The organism is Microbispora sp. H10949 (genome assembly GCF_014161435.1).
GTDB lineage: Bacteria > Actinomycetota > Actinomycetes > Streptosporangiales > Streptosporangiaceae > Microbispora > Microbispora triticiradicis.
In genome coordinates, this window is sequence record NZ_JABBWZ010000010.1 from 285,291 (window position 1) to 302,774 (window position 17,484).

General features: G+C 72.5%; 16 protein-coding genes, 1 tRNA gene and 1 pseudogene. 9 read left to right on the forward strand and 9 right to left on the reverse strand.

The window, feature by feature from the left end; genetic code table 11:
- Nucleotides 1-15 precede the first annotated feature (15 nt).
- From rdgB to HHX40_RS26420, 6 genes are all read left to right on the forward strand, one after another.
- Nucleotides 16-618 (forward strand): RdgB/HAM1 family non-canonical purine NTP pyrophosphatase, encoded by a 603-nt coding sequence (gene rdgB / locus HHX40_RS26395; RefSeq protein ID WP_182876637.1) that lies wholly within the window; start codon nucleotides 16-18, stop codon nucleotides 616-618.
- Between the two features lie 47 nt (nucleotides 619-665).
- The gene (locus tag HHX40_RS26400) at nucleotides 666-2,468 is read left to right on the forward strand and encodes a molybdopterin-dependent oxidoreductase (protein ID WP_310738288.1); all 1,803 of its coding nucleotides are present in this window, start codon (nucleotides 666-668) and stop codon (nucleotides 2,466-2,468) included.
- A 107-nt stretch (nucleotides 2,469-2,575) separates the two neighbouring features.
- Nucleotides 2,576-4,099, forward strand: a complete 1,524-nt coding sequence (locus HHX40_RS37895; protein WP_310738289.1) for a toxin glutamine deamidase domain-containing protein — start codon at nucleotides 2,576-2,578, stop codon at nucleotides 4,097-4,099.
- A 113-nt stretch (nucleotides 4,100-4,212) separates the two neighbouring features.
- The gene (locus HHX40_RS26410) at nucleotides 4,213-4,575 is read left to right on the forward strand and encodes an ArsR/SmtB family transcription factor (RefSeq protein WP_182882736.1); all 363 of its coding nucleotides are present in this window, start codon (nucleotides 4,213-4,215) and stop codon (nucleotides 4,573-4,575) included.
- Nucleotides 4,559-5,080, forward strand: a complete 522-nt coding sequence (locus HHX40_RS26415) for an SRPBCC family protein (protein WP_182882737.1) — start codon at nucleotides 4,559-4,561, stop codon at nucleotides 5,078-5,080. The genes HHX40_RS26410 and HHX40_RS26415 overlap by 17 nt, the downstream gene beginning before the upstream one ends.
- Complete coding sequence (locus tag HHX40_RS26420; RefSeq protein ID WP_182882738.1) at nucleotides 5,080-5,745, forward strand: dihydrofolate reductase family protein; 666 nt, start codon at nucleotides 5,080-5,082, stop codon at nucleotides 5,743-5,745. The genes HHX40_RS26415 and HHX40_RS26420 overlap by 1 nt, the downstream gene beginning before the upstream one ends.
- Before the next feature lie 119 nt (nucleotides 5,746-5,864).
- Here the strand turns inward: HHX40_RS26420 and HHX40_RS26425 are convergent, their stop codons facing one another.
- The 4 genes from HHX40_RS26425 to HHX40_RS26440 form a co-directional block, all read right to left on the reverse strand.
- Entirely contained in the window at nucleotides 5,865-8,354 is a 2,490-nt protein-coding gene (locus HHX40_RS26425) for an ABC transporter permease (RefSeq protein ID WP_182882739.1), read from the reverse strand.
- A gap of 3 nt (nucleotides 8,355-8,357) precedes the next feature.
- A complete protein-coding gene (locus tag HHX40_RS26430) occupies nucleotides 8,358-9,101 on the reverse strand; it encodes an ABC transporter ATP-binding protein (protein ID WP_138462186.1) in 744 nt (247 codons plus the stop codon).
- A 114-nt stretch (nucleotides 9,102-9,215) separates the two neighbouring features.
- The gene (locus HHX40_RS26435; protein WP_208759158.1) at nucleotides 9,216-9,881 is read right to left on the reverse strand and encodes a response regulator transcription factor; all 666 of its coding nucleotides are present in this window, start codon (nucleotides 9,879-9,881) and stop codon (nucleotides 9,216-9,218) included.
- A 159-nt stretch (nucleotides 9,882-10,040) separates the two neighbouring features.
- The gene (locus tag HHX40_RS26440; RefSeq protein ID WP_310738290.1) at nucleotides 10,041-11,225 is read right to left on the reverse strand and encodes a sensor histidine kinase; all 1,185 of its coding nucleotides are present in this window, start codon (nucleotides 11,223-11,225) and stop codon (nucleotides 10,041-10,043) included.
- A gap of 166 nt (nucleotides 11,226-11,391) precedes the next feature.
- On the opposite strand from HHX40_RS26440, the gene HHX40_RS26445 reads away from it, so the two are divergent.
- Entirely contained in the window at nucleotides 11,392-12,102 is a 711-nt protein-coding gene (locus HHX40_RS26445; RefSeq protein WP_182882740.1) for a hypothetical protein, read from the forward strand.
- Between the two features lie 137 nt (nucleotides 12,103-12,239).
- Here the strand turns inward: HHX40_RS26445 and HHX40_RS26450 are convergent, their stop codons facing one another.
- From HHX40_RS26450 to bcp, 4 genes and pseudogenes are all read right to left on the reverse strand, one after another.
- The gene (locus HHX40_RS26450; RefSeq protein WP_182882741.1) at nucleotides 12,240-13,433 is read right to left on the reverse strand and encodes an esterase-like activity of phytase family protein; all 1,194 of its coding nucleotides are present in this window, start codon (nucleotides 13,431-13,433) and stop codon (nucleotides 12,240-12,242) included.
- Nucleotides 13,434-13,756: 323 nt separating this feature from the next.
- Nucleotides 13,757-13,830 (reverse strand) — tRNA-Leu (locus HHX40_RS26455).
- A gap of 36 nt (nucleotides 13,831-13,866) precedes the next feature.
- A pseudogene (locus HHX40_RS38325) lies at nucleotides 13,867-14,301 on the reverse strand (HNH endonuclease signature motif containing protein); the annotation flags it as partial.
- A 57-nt stretch (nucleotides 14,302-14,358) separates the two neighbouring features.
- The gene (gene bcp, locus HHX40_RS26465) at nucleotides 14,359-14,826 is read right to left on the reverse strand and encodes a thioredoxin-dependent thiol peroxidase (RefSeq protein WP_182876632.1); all 468 of its coding nucleotides are present in this window, start codon (nucleotides 14,824-14,826) and stop codon (nucleotides 14,359-14,361) included.
- Nucleotides 14,827-14,960: 134 nt separating this feature from the next.
- Here bcp and HHX40_RS26470 point away from each other — a divergent pair, with 134 nt between their 5' ends.
- Complete coding sequence (locus HHX40_RS26470) at nucleotides 14,961-15,296, forward strand: DUF3618 domain-containing protein (protein ID WP_117408107.1); 336 nt, start codon at nucleotides 14,961-14,963, stop codon at nucleotides 15,294-15,296.
- Nucleotides 15,297-15,335: 39 nt separating this feature from the next.
- Here the strand turns inward: HHX40_RS26470 and HHX40_RS26475 are convergent, their stop codons facing one another.
- Nucleotides 15,336-16,511, reverse strand: coding sequence for an amino acid deaminase/aldolase (locus HHX40_RS26475; protein WP_182882742.1), 1,176 nt, complete (start codon nucleotides 16,509-16,511; stop codon nucleotides 15,336-15,338).
- A gap of 190 nt (nucleotides 16,512-16,701) precedes the next feature.
- Here HHX40_RS26475 and HHX40_RS26480 point away from each other — a divergent pair, with 190 nt between their 5' ends.
- Nucleotides 16,702-17,484, forward strand: a complete 783-nt coding sequence (locus tag HHX40_RS26480) for a DUF6286 domain-containing protein (RefSeq protein ID WP_182882743.1) — start codon at nucleotides 16,702-16,704, stop codon at nucleotides 17,482-17,484.

Here is a 17,484-nt window from a genome sequence, read left to right on the forward strand (position 1 = left end):
ACCGAGGACGAGAGCATGAACAAGGTGGTCCTGGCCACCCGGAACGCCGGGAAGATCGTCGAGCTGCGCCGGATCCTCGCCGACGCCGGCGTGCCGGTCGAACTGCTGGGCCTGGAGGCCTTCCCGCACATCGGTGACGTGGCCGAGACCGGCCTCACCTTCGCCGAGAACGCGCTGCTCAAGGCGCACGCGGTCGCCTCGCAGAGCGGCCTGCCCGCCGTCGCCGACGACTCCGGCCTGTGCGTGGACGCGCTGAACGGCATGCCCGGCATCTTCTCCGCCCGCTGGTCGGGCCGACACGGCGACGACGACGCCAACCTCGACCTGCTGCTGGCGCAGATCGGCGACGTGCCGGACGGCCGCCGTCAGGCCCACTTCGCCTGCTGCGCGGCGCTCGCGCTGCCGAACGGCGAGGAGCACGTGGTGGAGGGGGCCATGCACGGCTTCCTCATCCGGGAGCGGCGCGGCACGGGCGGCTTCGGCTACGACCCGATCTTCGTGCCGGACGGCGACACCCGGACGACCTCGGAGATGTCGGCCGGGGAGAAGGACGCGATCAGCCACCGGGGCAGGGCCTTCCGCGCGCTGGCCCCGGTGATCGGTCAGGTCGTCTCGTAATCGCGCCGTAAGACCGCCGGGGCGGGGGCGGGCGTAGCGTTCGGATCGTGAACGCAGAAGGCATCCGCGAAGGCGCCCGCGAAGGCAGCGGCGTGCCCGCCTGGGCCGCCGTCCTGACCGGTCTCGTCGCCGCCGGGGTGGCGCTGGGGGCGGCCCAGCTCGTCGCCGGTCTGGTCGACCCCGCCGCGGCGCCGGTCGTCGCGGTGGGCGGCGCCGTGATCGACGCCACGCCCGCCGGTCTGAAGGAGTGGGCGATCCGCACGTTCGGCTCCGCCGACAAACCGGTGCTGCTGACCGGGATCGTCGTGGTGCTCGCGCTCGTCGCCGCCGGCCTGGGGCTGCTCGCCCGCCGCCGGACCGCGTACGGCATGGCGGGGCTGGCCGTTTTCGGGCTCGTCGGCGCCGCCGCGGCGCTGTCCCGGCCGGACGCGGGAGCGGCGCACGTGCTGCCCTCGCTCGCGGGGGCAGCCGCCGGGGCGTACGCCCTCTCGCGGCTGTGGCGCCGGGCCACGCGGAGCGACGAGGACGACTACGTCACCGCCAGCAGGGCCGCAGACAGGGCCGCAGACAGGGCGGCCGAGGTTCAGAGCCGCACGCCGGTCCAGCCGGTCGGCGACGCCGGCCCGGTCGGCAGCCCGGCCAGCAGCCCGGTCGGCAGCCCGGTCAGCCCGGCCAAGCCGGCCGTGATGCGGGCGGGGACCGTGTCTACTGGCCCTGTGTCACCCGCCCCCGCGTCATCCTCCACGCCGTTTTCCGCGCAGCCCGCCGAGCCGTACGCCTTCGACCGGCGCAGGCTGCTGAACGGGGTGGCGGCGGGCGTCGTGGTCGCGGGGGCCGGCGGTCTCGGCGGATGGCTGCTGTCCGGGCGCAAGAACGGCGAACTGGCCAGGCGCGGCGTGGCGAAGATCCTCCCGCGTGCGGCGCGACCGGCCGCGCCCATCCCGGCCGGGGCGGACCTGCGCATCTCGGGCCTCACCCCCTTCGTGACCCCGAACGCGGACTTCTACCGGGTGGACACCGCTCTCGTGGTGCCGACGGTGGACCCGGCCCGCTGGACGCTGAAGATCCACGGACTGGTGGACCGGCCGGTCGAGCTGACCTTCGCCGACCTGCTCAAACGGCCGCTGACGGAGGCCGACGTCACGCTGACGTGCGTGTCCAACGAGGTCGGCGGGTCGTACGCCGGCAACGCGCGCTGGCTCGGCGCGCGCCTGGCCGACGTGCTGCGCGACGCCGGGATCCGGCGCGAGGCCGACATGCTGCTCAGCGTCTCCGAGGACGGCTGGACCTGCGGCACACCGGTGGACGTGGTCATGGACGGCCGGGACGCGCTGCTGGCCGTCGCGATGAACGGCGAGGTGCTCCCCGAGGAGCACGGCTTCCCGGTCCGTCAGGTCGTCCCCGGCCTGTACGGGTACGTCTCGGCGACCAAGTGGGTCACCGAGATCAGGGTCACCCGGTTCGACCGGGACGAGGCGTACTGGACGCCCCGCGGCTGGGCCGCGAAGGGCCCCATCAAGACCCAGTCGAGGATCGACCTGCCGCGCGGCGGGGACAAGGTGCGGGCGGGCCGTACGACCGTGGCGGGCGTGGCCTGGGCCCAGCACCGGGGGATCGACGCGGTGGAGGTCCGGGTGGACGGCGCCGGATGGCAGCAGGCGAAGCTGGCGGACGTCACGGGCCCCGATACCTGGCGGCAGTGGTCGGCCGAGGTGGACCTGACGCCGGGCAGGCACACGATCTCGGTGCGGGCCACCGACGCCACCGGCCACACCCAGACTGCGGACGAGGCGCCGCCCGCGCCGGACGGCGCGACCGGGTATCACTCCATCACCGTCACGGCCCGCTGAGGCGCTCACAACGGGCCGGGTCTGGAGTTGGGAAAACCCGCCGCGCCTCGTACGGCCCGCCCCTACCATCGGCACCCTGATGGGGCGCGAAGAGGGGGGCCAAACGCGTGAACCAGGAGAAGGCGCGCCGGCATGCGAGGTGGCGGCTGCCGTCGGGTGTGTACAACCCGGTCGTCGCGGCCGACGGCCGGCGATGGCGGGACTACGAGCAGGCGGCCGAGGCGCCTGCTCCCTCGCTGGGGGACCGCCGCCTGGAGGTGCGGATCGCGGCACTGCCGCTGGGCGCGGACACCGGGGCCGTGCCGGTCGTCCCCGCCGCCAGGAACGGCGACAACGCGGGCCACGGCATGAGCACGTTGACCGGCCGCCGCGGCGGGCCGCCGGCGGTGTGGGACGCCGTGGCCGCCACGACGCCCGCCGGGGACACCGGGGTCGTCGCGGACGCCGGTGATCCTCAGGTCGCCGTGACCGCCGGGGAGACAACAGGGGAGACCATCGAGGAGGCCACCGGGGAGACCGCCGCGGAGACCACCGGGGAGACGGCGGAGGCGACCGCCGCCGACGCCGTTCCCGACGGCTCGCCGACTGGCGTGGAGGACACCGGCGCGCTCGCGCCCGTGGAGGACGACCAGGACGACGACCAGGACGCTCTCACCGGGACGGCCGAGGTCGATCCCCCCTGCGCCGAGGCCGATCGCCCGTACGCCGGCGACGGCGTGGTGGACGGCGGCGCGACGGATGCCCCGGAGGGAGAGCGACCGGTCCCCGGGGAAACGGATGAGACCGCTTCGGCCGGGTGCGCGTGGCCGGACGAGGAGACCGACCGTCGCGGGCACGTGGACGAGACCGCCGGCCGGGACGAGGCGCCCGGCGACGACCCCGAGGCGGGCGCGCCGGCGGCTTCCGAGGCAGGTCCCGAGCTCGACGCGGTGACGGTTCCCGGGAGTGGCGCCGGTATGGAGGAGTTCGCGGACGGCGACGACTTCTGGTCGGCCGTCCTGCGGGACGAGACGGAGCGCGACTGGCTGGACGGCCCCGATCGTCCGCGGCGGCTGGAGGAGACCCGCACGTACGGCCGGCCGGGCGGCCTCGCCGAGGCGGACCCGGATGGTCAGGCGAGCCTGGCACAGGCGGTGAACGGGCGCTTCCCGGACCCGCGCGGCACCTGGATCCGCCTCATCAACGCCGAGGGCCCGACGGAGGACGCCTTCAGGTCCAACAACGCCGTCGACTGCGCGCTGTCGGTGATGTCGACCTGGCACGGCGAGCCGGTGGTGGCGGCGCGCAGGCACCCGGAGTACGACCCGTCGGGCCGGCCGCTGCTGACCGGGGAGACCGGGGGCGTCGCGCGGGCCGAGGAGTGGCTCGGGCACCGCTTCGAGTACGTGGGCCACGGCCGCCGGGCGTACGTGGCCGTCGCGCAGCGGCTGATCTTCGGCGGGCACGGCGCGGCCGCCGTCCTCATCACCCGGTGGGCCGGGGGCGGCAGCCACGCGTGGAACGCCGTGAACTGCCGGGGAGAGGTCGTGTGGATCGACGCCCAGCGGGGTCACATGGCGGTGGACCCGCCGTACGAGGACGTCACGGGCGTCTTCGCGGTGGTCGTCGACCGCCAGGGCCGCCGTCTGTAACGCGGTCTGAACCGAACGCAGCCGCAGACACGGCCTGTCAACCCGGACCAGCCCGAGCCGGTCGTCGAGCACAGGCTGTCTTACGCATGCCGATATAGGCATATGATGATGCCATGGCACGAGCGGCAACGACCTCGGACGCGTTCAACGCGATCGCCGAGCCGCAGCGGCGGGAGATCCTGGTGCTGCTGCGGGGTGGCGAGCGGCCCGTGACCGAGCTGGCGCGGGACCTGGGGATGAGCCAGCCACAGGCGTCCAAGCACCTGCGGGTGCTCCGCGAGGTCGGGCTGGTGCGGGTCCGCGGGGCGGGCAAGCAGCGGCTGTACGGCCTGGACGCCCGCGGGCTGCGGCCGGTCCACGAGTGGGTGGGCGGCTTCGAGAGATTCTGGAACGAGACCTTCGACCGGCTGGACGAGTACGTGCGAAATCTGGAACAGGCAAGGCAGGAGGAACCACCGGATGGCGACGACCGGTAGCGGCGGCGAGCCCGACCACACGACCACGGACCGCGAGATAGTGCTCTCCCGGGCCATCGGCGCCCCGCGGGAGCTGGTGTTCGAGGCGTTCACGCAGGTCCGGCACCTGTCGCAGTGGTGGGGCCCGGAGGGGTTCACGACCACGACGCGGTCCTTCGAGTTCCGCGTCGGCGGGGCCTGGGCCTTCGTGATGCACGGGCCGGACGGAACCGACTACCAGGAGTGGATCACCTGGACCGAGATCGTCCCGCCGGAGCGGATCGCGCTGGTGCACGGCGAGTACCGCGACGACCCCAACGCCTTCGAGTCGGTCCTGACCTTCGAGCCGGCCGGCGAGAAGACCAGGATCACGATGCGCACCGTGTTCCCCACCAAGGAGCTCCGTGAGGAGGCCGTGCAGAAATACCACGCGATCGAGGGCGGCGAGCAGACCCTGGGCAACCTGGCGGCCTACGTCGCCGAACTCACCCGGAACGAGACCACACCTAAGGGAGCGGAGGACTGATGGCCGGGAAGGTGTTCTTCAGCGTGACGATGTCGCTCGACGGCTTCATGGCGCCTGAGGCCGTGCCCGTCGAGGACGTCTTCTCGCCCGAAGGCCGGAACGACCCGAGAGTCCAGCGCTGGATGACGAAGTGGTCGGAACTGCAGGCGTGGGCGTTCCCGCAACGGTGGATCCGGGAGAACCTCAAGCTCGGCGAGGGCGGTGAGGAAGGGCTCGACAACGACATCGCCCGGGCGACGTACGAGCGCACCGGCGCGAGCGTCATGGGCAAGCGGATGTTCGACGCCGGCGAGCAGGCCTGGCCGGAGGAGGCGCCGTTCCACACCCCGGTGTTCGTCGTGACCCACACCAAGCGTGACCCGTGGGAGCGGCCGGGCGGCACGATCTTCCACTTCGTCAACGACGGCGTCTCCAGCGCACTGGACCAGGCCCGCGAGGCCGCGGGCGACCGCGACGTCCGCATCGCCGGCGGCGCCGAGACGATCCAGGAGTACCTGGACAGCGGTCTGCTCGACGAGTTCTCGATCACCCTCGCGCCCGTGCTGTTCGGCACCGGCATCCGCCTGTTCGACCGCGTGGACCCGGCCCGCCTCGCCCTCGAACAGACCCGCACGGACGCGTCATCCCGGGTGACCCACCTGACCTACACCGTCGGCAGGCGGTAGCCGACGCAAGGCAAGCCTGCCCGGGAGGACGCGGTGCGCATCGGCGCTCCCGGCGTGTGTGTGGGCGCCGCGTCCACCCGATCGGGCGGACGCGGCGCGGATTTACGAGAGAAGGCCCGTCAGGAGGCCGCCAGCGCGCCGACGACCGAGGCGCGGGCCGCGCGCCGGGCGGGCAGCACCGCGGCGAGCACCCCGGCCAGGCCCGACGCGGCGATGAAGACCAGGATCTGCGTGACCGGGAGCCGGAAGGAGACGTCCCTGGTCAGCGTCGCCGTGGCCGCCCAGCCGTACAGCACCCCGAGCACGACGCCGACGATCGCGCCCACCAGTCCGAGGACCAGCGCCTCGACCGACAGCATCCCCCGAAGCTGCGGCCGGGTCAGGCCGAGCGCGCGCAGCAGCGCCGACTCGCGGGTGCGCTCGTGCACCGACAGCGACAGCGTGTTCGCGATGCCGAGCAGTGAGATCACGATCGCGAGGGCCAGCAGCCCGGTGACCACCATGAGCACGGTGTCGATCGCCTCGTCGAACTGGCCGCGGATCTCGGTCGTGCTGCCGACCTTCACCGCCGGGTAGGCCGCGGTCGCGTCGTCCACGACCGCACGCGCCCGCTCGGCGGGCACGCCGGGGGCGGCGTTCAGCAGGATCTGCGCGTCGTCCACCCTGCCGAAGCGCTGCTCGAAGGCCTGCTCGGCCATGGTGAACGGCGGCAGCAGGGACACGCCGGCCTTCAGCACCGCCACCACCGTGAGCGGGACGCTCCGCCCGCCCGACGTGACGGTCACGTGGTCGCCGACCTTGACGCCGAGGTCCTGGGCCACGAAGTCGGCCACCGCGACATCGCCCGCGCCGAGGCCGTCCAGCGTGCCGGCCGACGCCTCCGGTTTGACGGAGGTGCCGAGGGCGGCTCGGGTGACGGTGCCCACCTCGTAGTCGTGGCCGTTCACCTTGGCCTTCTTCCCCCGGAACTCGGTCACCGCGGACAGGTCGCGGCTCGCGCGCAACGTGTCGGCGATCGCGCGGGGGATGCCGCCCGTCTGCGCCGTCAGGATGTAGTCGGCCGGGAACTGCCGGTCGAGCTGGTCGCTCACGGTGCTCCGCACCGTCGCGGTCAGGACCGACATGAACGTCATCAGCGTCACGCCGACGGTCAGCGCCACGGTGGTGGTCGCCGCGCGCCTGGGGTTGCGCCGGGAGTTGCCCACCGCGAGCCGCCCCGGCACGCCGAACAGCCGCGCCGGGACCCAGCCCGCCAGCCCGCTCAGCGGCCGTACGATCACCGGGCCGAGGACGAGCACCGCGAAGAAGACGAGCACGCCGCCGGCCATGACCGTCAGCAGCGCCACCTGGCCCGGGTTCTGGAGCACGCCCGCCGCGGTGAGGCCGGCCCCCGCCACCGTGAACAGGGTGGCGAAGACCACCCGGACGACCCCGGTGCGGAACGTGTGCTCCTCGGTCTGCGTGCCCAGCGCCGCGACGGGCGGCACGCGGGTGGCCTGGCGCGCGGGGAGCAGCGCCGCGGCCACCGTCACGACGACGCCGGTGCACAGCCCGATGGCGATCGTCTGCGGGGAGAGGCTCACCGTGCCCGTGGGGACGTCCGTACCGGTGGCCCTCAGCACCGCCACCGCGGCGGCCCCGAGGCCGAGGCCGGTCAGCAGGCCGAGCACCGACGACAGCAGGCCGACCACGGCCGACTCCAGCACGATCGAGCCGAAGACCTGCCGCCGCGTCGCGCCGATGCAGCGCAGCAACGCCATCTCGCGGGTCCGCTGGGCGACCAGGATGCCGAAGGTGTTGTAGATCACGAGCGCGGCGACGAGCAGCGCGACCGCGGCGAACAGCAGCAGCCCGGTCCGGAGGAACGCCGTGTCCACGTGGTTGCGCCGGGCCAGCTCGTCGCCGCGTTCCCGCCCGGTCATGACCTTCGCACCGCTCCCCACGGCCGCCGCGACGGCCGTACGCAGGGTCTCCGGCGCGGGACCGGAGGAGAGGACGTCGATCTCGGTGAAGCCCTTCGCGCCGGTCACGAGCCGGGCCGTCTCCGGCGTGAACGCGACCGCCCCCCGGTAGGCGAGGTCCGGGTCGAGACCCACGTCGAAGGTCCCGACGAGGCGGAACTCGTGCCGTTCGCCCGCCTTGTCCAGCACCGCGACGGTGGCCCCGGGCGCATACCCCTGGGCCTTGGCGGTGTTCTCGTCGAGCACCGCCTCACCGGCGGCGGAGGCCGCCCTACCGGAAGTGATCTTCATGCGGCTCGCCGGGATGGAGACGCCGGCGGTGGGGTAGTCGCCCACGACCTTGCCGTCCCTGCCGATCATCGGCGCGTCGCCGGACAGCACGGGCTGGGCGTCCCGGACGCCCCGCACCGCTCTGACCGCGGCGAGCGCGCGCTCCGGCAGGGTCTCGTCGTCCTCGGCGTCGGCGGGCGTCACCACCACGTCCACCTTGTCGGCGTCCGCGGCGAACGACTGGGAGAACCCGGCGTCGATCGTGTCGGTGAGCACGAACGTGCCCGCGATGAACCCGACCCCGAGCACGATCGCCAGGGAGGTGAGCATCAGGCGCAGCCGGTGTGCCAGGAGCCCGGCGAGAGTCGTTCGGAGCACGGCTCAGGCCTCCAGCGCCATCAGCGCGTCGAGCACGGTCTGCGGCGTCGGCCGCTCCAGCTCGCTCACCAGCAGCCCGTCCCGCAGGAAGATCACCCGGTCGGCGTACGACGCCGCCACCGGGTCGTGGGTCACCATCACGATCGTCTGCCCGAGCTCGCGTACCGACCTGCGGAGGAACGCCAGCACCTCCGCGCCGCTGCGCGAGTCGAGGTTGCCGGTCGGCTCGTCGGCGAAGATCACCTGAGGCTTGCTGATCAGCGCCCGTGCCACGGCGACGCGCTGCTGCTGGCCGCCCGACAGCTCGCTCGGCCGGTGCCCGAGCCGGTCCCGCAGGCCGACCGTCTCGATCACCCGGTCGAACAGCGCCTGGTCGGCCTGGCGGCCCGCGATCTCCAGCGGCAGCCGGATGTTCTGCTCGGCCGTCAGCGTCGGCAACAGGTTGAACGCCTGGAAGATGAAACCCACGCGCTCGCGCCGCAGCAGCGTGAGCTGCTTGTCGTTGAGCCGGGTGAGCTCGGCGTCGCCGATGCCGACCCGCCCGTCCGTCACGGTGTCGAGCCCGGCCAGGCAGTGCATCAGCGTCGACTTGCCGGAGCCGGACGGCCCCATGATCGCGGTGAACGCCTCGGCGGCGAAGTCGACGTCGACGCCGCGAAGGGCGTGCACCGCCGCGTCGCCCGCGCCGTACACCTTGGTCAGGCCGCGCGCGACCACGGCGGTGCGGGTCTGGGTTGTTGTGCTCATGAGTTCACGCTATGGGCGTGATCAGGGCGTTTCCTCGGCCTCGCGGACGTTCTCGATCTGCGGCCCCGGGACCGGGCGGCGAAGCGCGGGTGCGACTTCCGGGGTACCCCCGGCTCAGCCCCTCGGATGATCGGGGGCCACCACCCCGGTCTCGTACGCGTACACGACCGCCTGGGCCCGGTCACGCAGCCCGAGCTTGGCCAGCACACGGCCGAGATGGGTCTTCACGGTCGCCTCCGCCAGATGCAGCCGCGCCGCGATCTCGGTGTTCGAGAGGCCGCGGGCCACGTGGTAGAGCACCTCCCGCTCCCGCGCCGTCAGCGCGCCGGTGTCCTGCCGCCGCCGGTCCCCCTCCGGCAGGAGCACGGCGAACCGGTCGAGCAGCCGGCGGGTCGTGCTCGGCGCGACCACCGCGTCCCCCGAATGGACCGACCGGATCGCGCTGATCAGCTCGGCCGGGGGCACGTCCTTGAGCAGGAACCCCGCCGCGCCCGCCTTGATCGCCGCGAACGCGTACTCGTCCAGGTCGAACGTCGTCAGGATCAGCACCCTCGGGCCGTCGGGCGCGGCGCATATGACGCGGGCCGCCTCCACGCCGTCCATCCGGGGCATGCGGACGTCCATCAGGACGACGTCCGCCTCGACCGTGCGCAGCACCTCGACGGCGGCCTGCCCGTCCGCCGCCTCACCCACGACCTCGATGTCCGGCTGCGCTCCGAGGACCATCCGAAACCCCGTCCGCACCAGCTCCTGGTCGTCGACCAGCATGACGCGTATCACTGCCACTTCGCTCCGCTCGTCACCGTCGCGCTTCCGACACCGTACGCGAGCCCGCCGGCGGCCAGGCTCCCCGCCTTTCCCCGGTCCGGCCCGGACGGCTGACGCGGCGCCGGCGAATCCGGTACGGGCTCCGGGCGGCTCGTGTCTTGGCTCATGGATTCAGGCGGCCATTCCGGCGGGGATCCGGGCGACCACCTGGAAGCCACCGCCCGTGCGGGGGGCCGCCTCGATGCTCCCGCCGTACATCGCCGCCCTCTCCCGCATCCCGATCAGACCATGGCCGCCGACCACCCGCGGCGCCGCCGCGCCCCTGCCGTCGTCGCTGATGCGCAACTCGATCAGCCCGGGGCCGTACGCCATCTCCACCCGCGCCCGCGTGCCCGGCCCGCCGTGCTTGATCGCGTTCGTCAGCGCCTCCTGCACGATCCGGTAGACGGCGAGCTGCTCGCCCTCCGGGAGCGTGCGGGGCGTGCCGGACACCGTGAACTCCGTCGGCAGTCCCGAGTCCCTGACCTGCCTGACCAGCTCGTCCAGTTGCGCGACGCCGGGCTGCGGCGCGTACTCCTCGGCCGGGCTGCCCGCGTCCTGCCGCAACACGCCCACCAGCCTGCGCATCTCCGCCAGCGCCTGCCGTCCCGTCGCCGAGATCGCCTGCATCGCGCGGCGCGCCTGTTCCGGGTCGCTGTCGATCGCGTACGCCGCGCCGTCGGCCTGGACGACCATCACGCTGACGTTGTGCGCCACCACGTCGTGGAGTTCGCGGGCGATGCGGGCCCGCTCGGCGGCGGCCGCGATGCGGGCCTGCTGGTCGCGTTCCCGCTCGGCCCGCTCGGCGCGTTCCACCAGGCTCTCGACGTAACGGCGGCGGGTGTTGGCGTACATGCCGCCGATCCACACGGCGACGACGAAGACCGAGGCCGACGGCCACGCCCGCATGGGATCGGGAGACCAGCTCAGCATGGCGAGCAGCAGGCCTCCCTCGGCGACCACCCCGGCGGCCAGCGCCCACCGGCGCGGGCAGCGGGCGGCGACGCCGTACATCGCTACGAGCACCGCCAGGTTCGCGGGCAGGACGGCGATGTTCAGCAGCCACTGCGCGAAGCTGACCACGGACACCACCGCGAACACCTCACGCGGGTGGTTGCGGCGCCACAGCAGCGGCACGACGAGAGCGGCGGACAGCAGCAGCAGCACGGGCACGCCGACGTGCCGCGCGTGCATCATCCCGCTGGTGCGACTGAACGCCTCGACCGTCGACACGCACAAGAGCGCCAGCGGGGAGATCGCCAGCGTGTCCACGATCCTGCTGTGGCGCCGAGTCCAGGCGCGCATACTGCCGAACACGTTCTCAACGATACGTATCAGCTGTTCACAAAGGTCTCACCCTTGCGACGGATACCGCCGTACGACTCAGGTCGCAGTCGACGGCGGCCCTTACGCGATTCTTACGGATCACGGCGCATCCTTGTTACCGGGAACGCTTCTTGAAGCGGGGTAAAGGGAGATCTGAATGGCGGGTCAGGACGCGGTGCCGCGCGGTGTTGAGGACGAGCCGCGCGGCCCGCGCCCTGAGTCGGCCGCCATGCCGCAGGGGAGTGCTGTAACGGAGGTGAGCATCGTGCCGCAGGGGAGTGCCATGCCGCAGCCGGTGTCTCCGGCCGGTCCTGCGAGCCCTCCCGGACCGCCCTCATTCGTCGGCCCCGCGGGCATATCGCCGGGGGCCCCAGGACCACGTCCGGCCGGCTACGCGAACGCGCGCCGCGCCCTTCCCTCGGGCAGGCCCGCGATCCTTCCGCCGGGCACCACCTCGATCCCTCCGCTGGGCGGCGGGTCCGCGTTCGGCCCCGGAGGGGCCGGATGGCAGGCCCCCGGCTGGCGGGAAGCGGCTACGCATCCCGCGGGCGCCCTGCGAAGCGAGTCCGTCCGGTCGCCGGGGGGCCTGGGCGGACGCCTGACGGAGCGGCTGCCGCGTGGCCAGACCGGGCGGCTGATCACTGTCGGCATCGCGTCGGCGCTCGTCGGAGCGCTCCTCGGCGGTGGCGTCGTAGCCGCCACCGGTCTGATCTGGGATGAGGCGCACGCCGGGGCGAGCCGGGAGGCCGGCGGCGATCAGGACGGCCTGTTTCCTCGTGGTGGGAACCTCCCGGGCGGCGAGGACGGCCGCCTGCCCCAGTGGTGCCGGCGCACCGAGACCGGCATCGTCTGCCGGCCGAACGGCTGAGACGTCTTCTCCGGCAGGCGCGTGCCGACGGGGCGGCCGGCACGCGCCTGCATGTTCTCCCGGCGGGCCGATGCTCACCGGGTCCGCGGAACCACCGCGGTGCCTCGCATCACGGGGCCCGGCGGATCAGCCGAGGATCACTGGAGCGCGCGCCGGTCCGCGTGCAGGGGTCGCGCGAGCCGTACGGTGATGAACTCGTCGTTGTCGGCCTTGCCCGCCGTGCGGCCGGACGAGAACGGGAAGTTGTTGTCGTTCAGCAGCGCGAGCGTGTGGTCGTCGAGCAGGGCCACGTCCTCGATCGTCTGGAACGGGAAGCGGAACGTCCGCCCGAAGCCGCCGAGACCCCTGGGGTTGGCCAGGTTCAGCAGGTCGGCGACGAGAGTCTTGTCCATGCGCCCGTCGTGGTCGCGGTCGGCGGCGTCCGCCAGGTAGACGCGCTTGAAGGCCGCGGCGTCACCCTGCTCGTTGTCCCGCTCGATGACCAGGAAACGGTTGTCGTCCACGGAGATCGCGTCTCCGATGGCGTTCGACGGCGACTCCAGCCGATAGGTCCGCCATGCCGAGCCGTACCGGCCCGTGCGCAGGTCGAAGTCGTACATGCGCAGGTCGCCGGGGGTGTCACCATCCACCGTCCCCTCCAGCAGGGGGTGGAGGTGACGGCCGTCGACCGAGCGCGCCATGCCCTCGAACCCCTTGCTGCTGCGGATGTTCGGCTGCCCGCCGTTCAGGTCCGGGTTCTCGGGAGCCTTGACCCCGGGCAGCGGGATCGGAGCCCGCAGGAGCCGCCCGGAGGACGAGAAGTGCAGCAGGAACGGGCCGAACTCGTCGCCGATCCAGTAGGTGCCGTCGGACGACCGCACGATCGACTCCACGTCGAAGTCGGCGCCGGTGAGCACCCGATCCGCCCGGGTCAGGGCGAACGGCACGCGCTTGTCGGGGTCGCTCAGGTTGAACCCGCCGAGCACCTTCAGCGTCCCGTCCCTGAGGCCGGGCCTGATCCGGTGGACCCGCAGCAGGAAGTCCGCGCTGTTGGCCTTGTTGCCGTAGCCGTTGTCGGACAGCACGTCGTAGGTGCCGTCACCTCGTCTGACGACGCCGCTGAAACCCTGGACGGGCTGCCCGGAGAAGGGCGCGGCGATGCCGTTGAAGGGCCCGGCGCCGATGGCCGACCCCGAGGGCTCGCTGCCGGGGACGAAGGTCTCGGCGGGCAGGACGGCGAATCCCGTGAGCGTCGCCTGGCCGAAGTCCGCGGGCCGGGGAACGGCCATGGCGGGGGACGACAGTCCGAGGGCCAGCGCGGCGGCACCCAACGTGATCGAAAGCTTTCTCATGACGAGCACGTTAGGGACGCCGCGTGACAGACGCCCCAACAGCAGGCGGCCACGGTCGAACAACTGGCCCTTCGGCCGCCACCGTGGAAGTCTCCGCACGACGTCACTCCCGCTCACTCCGAGCACGCAGCAGAGCGATGGCCGTGCGGATAGCCGCGGTCCGCGAACCCGCTCCTCCGGCGGATACAAACCGCTCCAGGAAAGACAGATCGTCGGCCCCGAGCATGAGGTTCAATTTCGCGAGCGCGGGCCGCTCGGAGTTCGGTGACTTTCGATTCTTCGAATTTTGCTGCGACTCTTCATTATTATTCTCTGCATTTCGGTGGGGTCGACGAGATTCGAACTCGCGCTGTACGGTACCTAAAACCGTTGCCTCTGCCAATTGGGCTACGACCCCTTTTCCTCTTCCTTTTCCTGCGAAATTCTCGGTCTGAGAATGACAGTTAGGACAGAGAAATCGGAGATTGTCTTTTCTGTTGTCCAGCCAATTGCCATTGATGTGATCGATGTGCAATGTCAGCGGCCGGCCCTGCCAGGCGCCGCCTATCTTACAGTCTGCGCAGGAGTAGGGAACTCCTACTTCTCGCAGCGCCCGCCTGAGCTTGCGAGGCTTCTCGCGACCGGAGCCCGGAGGCAGCAGCACCAGGATCTCCACAGGCAGGTAACGCCGCGGGGCCGGGGCGCTCTTGTTCGGCGAGGGCCTGCCGAAGTGGGAGGTGTCGATTCCGAAGTGCTTGAGGCGGCGGCTGATGTGGGCGTGTGCCCCACCCGACCACGGGATGCCGAGACAACGCAGTACGTCAGCGACGCTGCTCGCGGTTGCCGCCGCGTCGGCGAGCAGCTCCGGGGTGTACTTGTACTTCGCCATGCCCCGGAATGTATCGGCTGTCGCCGACAATTCCGGAGGCTTCGCGAAAGGGGTGGATCAGGAAATTCCCAGCTCTTTTACGAGGCGGGCGACGTGGCCGGTGGCTTTCACGTTGTAGAGCGCCTTCTCGACCTTTCCGTCGGGGTCGATGACGAACGTGGACCGGATGACGCCCATCACGGTCCTGCCGTAGTTCGTCTTCTCGCCGTACGCGCCGTAGGCCTTGTGCACGTCGAGACCGGTGTCCGACAGCAGCGGGAACGTGAGCGCGTCGCGCTCGCGGAACTGCCGCAGCTTGGCCGGCTTGTCCTTGGACACGCCGAGCACCACGAGCCCCTGCTCGGTCAGGGCGCCGAGGTTGTCGCGGAAGTCGCAGGCCTGCTTGGTGCACCCGGGGGTCATCGCCGCCGGGTAGAAGTACAGGATGACCCGGCGGCCGCGGAAGGACTCCAGCGAGACCTCGTTGTCGTCGGCGTCGGTAAGGGTGAAGTCCGGCGCGGCGTCGCCGGGCTGGAGCTTGCTCATCACGTCCTCCGGAAAAGGTGACCCGCGGCGATCGGCGGGCAAGCGACAACCAAACTACCGGCTCGGCCGCTGCACGGGGCGACCGCCGGACCTGGCAGACTGATCACACACGAATACCACAGGAGGGGGATCGCATGGCGGACACCGATCCCGATGCGCTGGAAAAGAGGATCGAGCGCACGCGGGCGGAGCTCGCTCGCACGGTCGACGCCATCGCGGACCGGGTGAGCCCGAAGCGCGTCGCCGAGCGCGGCGTGGCGAAGGCCAAGTCGAACGCGATGGACTTCGTCGCGTCCGTGGAGGACCTGGTGCTGGGCACGCCGCGCGGGATCACGACGTACGGCCCGGGGGACGCCGAGGCCGAGCCCGGCGAGTATCCGGCGCGCAGCCTCGCTCCGGTGCTCATCGGCGTGGGGATCGTGGTGGCGGTCGGCGCGACGATCGTGCTGCTGCGCCGCCGGTCCCGCTGACCGGCCCGCACCGATCACGAAGAGCCGGAGGGCAGGGCGTCAGAGGAACGTCATGCCCTCGCCCCGGTAGGTCGGGACCTCCTCGGTCACCCGGTCCCCTTCGACCAGGTGCAGGACGGGGAAACGCTCGCACAGCTCCCCGGCCTTGGCGTGGCGGAACCAGACGCGGTCGCCGAGGCGCAGCCCGGCCGCGGCCTCCCCGAGCAGGGGCGTCTGCACCTCGCCCGCTCCCTCGTCCGGGTGGTAGCGAAGCCCGTGCGGCAGGTACGGCTGGGGCAGCCGGGTGGGTCCCGCCGCTCCGGAGGCGGGATAGCCCCCGCCGAGCACGGTCACGACCTCTGCGGAGGGCCGGCGCACCACCGGCAGGGCGAACAGCGCCGCGGGACGGCCGGTGAAGCCGCGGTAGAAGTCGAACAACCGGGGGTGGAAGAACCCCGAGCCCGCCGCGACCTCGGTGATCGCCCGTTCGGCGATGGTCTTCTCGATGCTTCCCGTGCCGCCGCCGTTGACGAACTCCAGGTCGGCGACCTGCCGTACGGCCCGCACGATCCGGCCGCGCCGTACGGCCAGCTCGCGGCGCGACCGCCGCTGCATCCAGCGCACCGCCCCGCCGTACGGCCCGGGGACGGCGTCGCCCACCCCGGCGATCTGCGCCTCGTACGCCATGAGCCCGGCCAGGCGCAGCCCGGGCCGCCGGACGATGTCGGCGGCGATGGCGGCGGCCTGCCCGGGCTCGCGGACCGGCGACCGCAGCGCGCCCGCGCGGAACCTGCCGCCGAAGGCTGTGAAGCCCGCGTCGATGTCGAGGCAGACGCGGATGGGGTGAGGCGTCCGGAGGCTCTCGATCAGGTCGAGGTGCTCGGGCGAGTCGACCGTCACCGTGATCTCCCGGGCCGCGGCCTCGTCCGACCCCAGGGCGCGCAGGGCCGTCCGGTCGGCCGTCGGGTACGCCACGAGCACGTCCCGAAGGCCGGTGGAGGTCAGCCACAACGCCTCGGGCAGCGTGAACGCCATGATTCCCGAGAAGCCGTCCATGGCCAGGACCCGCTCCAGCACGGCGCGGCAGCGGATCGACTTGCTCGCGACGCGGATCGGTTTGCCCCGGGCCCGGCGCGCCATGCCGGCCGCGTTCGACCGCAGGGCGTCCATGTCGAGGACCGCGAAGGGGGGCTCCAGGTGGGCCGTCGCCCGGTCGAGGCGCTGCCGGTCGTCCATGGGGGCAGCCTAACGCGGAGTACATGAGCCTGGTTCACGTTAATTGGCCCAGGCAAAATCTCGGCCGGGAAGCCGCCATGATCGCCCATCCGGGCGGGTGTCCCGCCCGGCGCGGCGCGGCGCCGATATACCCATGAGTGCGTGACTACCGAGCGGGCCCTGCGCGGTGCGCGGGAGGGGTGAGCGGCTGATGAGCATCCTGCAGGAGATCCTGACGGGTTCGTCGGCCAGGAGCGCCAGGACCACCACCAGCGGCGCCGGGGATGCCGGAGGCGTCACGGGCGCCGGCGGCGACATGCGCGCGGAATACGCCGAGGACGCCGTACGCGCCACGGGAGGCGGAACCGCCATCCGTTCCGGACCCGCCGGCTGGGCCCGGAGCGACGAGGGCGCCGGAAGAGGCGGCACGACGGTTCCGGAGGACGGCACGGCCGGTCGTCGCACCGTCGCACGTGTCCTGCGGCCGGGACGCACTCCCGCCGCGATCGTCGTCGCCGCCGTGCTCGCCCTGCTCGGCTGGGCGCTCACCGCCCAGGCCGTCGCCGTCATGCTCAGGGTGCCCGTGCCCTGGCGGCTGCCGCCCCGCCTGCTGAACCTCACCCTGGCCGACCCGGCCGTCCCGCTCGCCGCGGTCGGCATGATCGTCTGCGGCGCGGGCCTGGTGGCCCTCGCCGTCGTGCCCGGCCGTCCCCGTCTCGTGCCCCTGCGGTGCGAGGACCCGCTGCTCGCGATGGGCCTGACCCGCGTCGGGCTGCGTCGCACGCTCATCTCCTCGGCCCGCGAGGTCGAGGACGTCCGGCGCGCCAACGTCCACATCCTGCGCGGCCGGATCGAGGTCACCGTGGTCACCGGCACGGCCAGGACCGGGGCGGTGCTGCGCGAGGTCGGCGCGGCCGTGGGCGACCGCCTCGCCGGCCTCGGCGTCCAGGCCCGCCACGAGGTGGTCGTACGGCTCCGGGGGAGGGGAAACTGA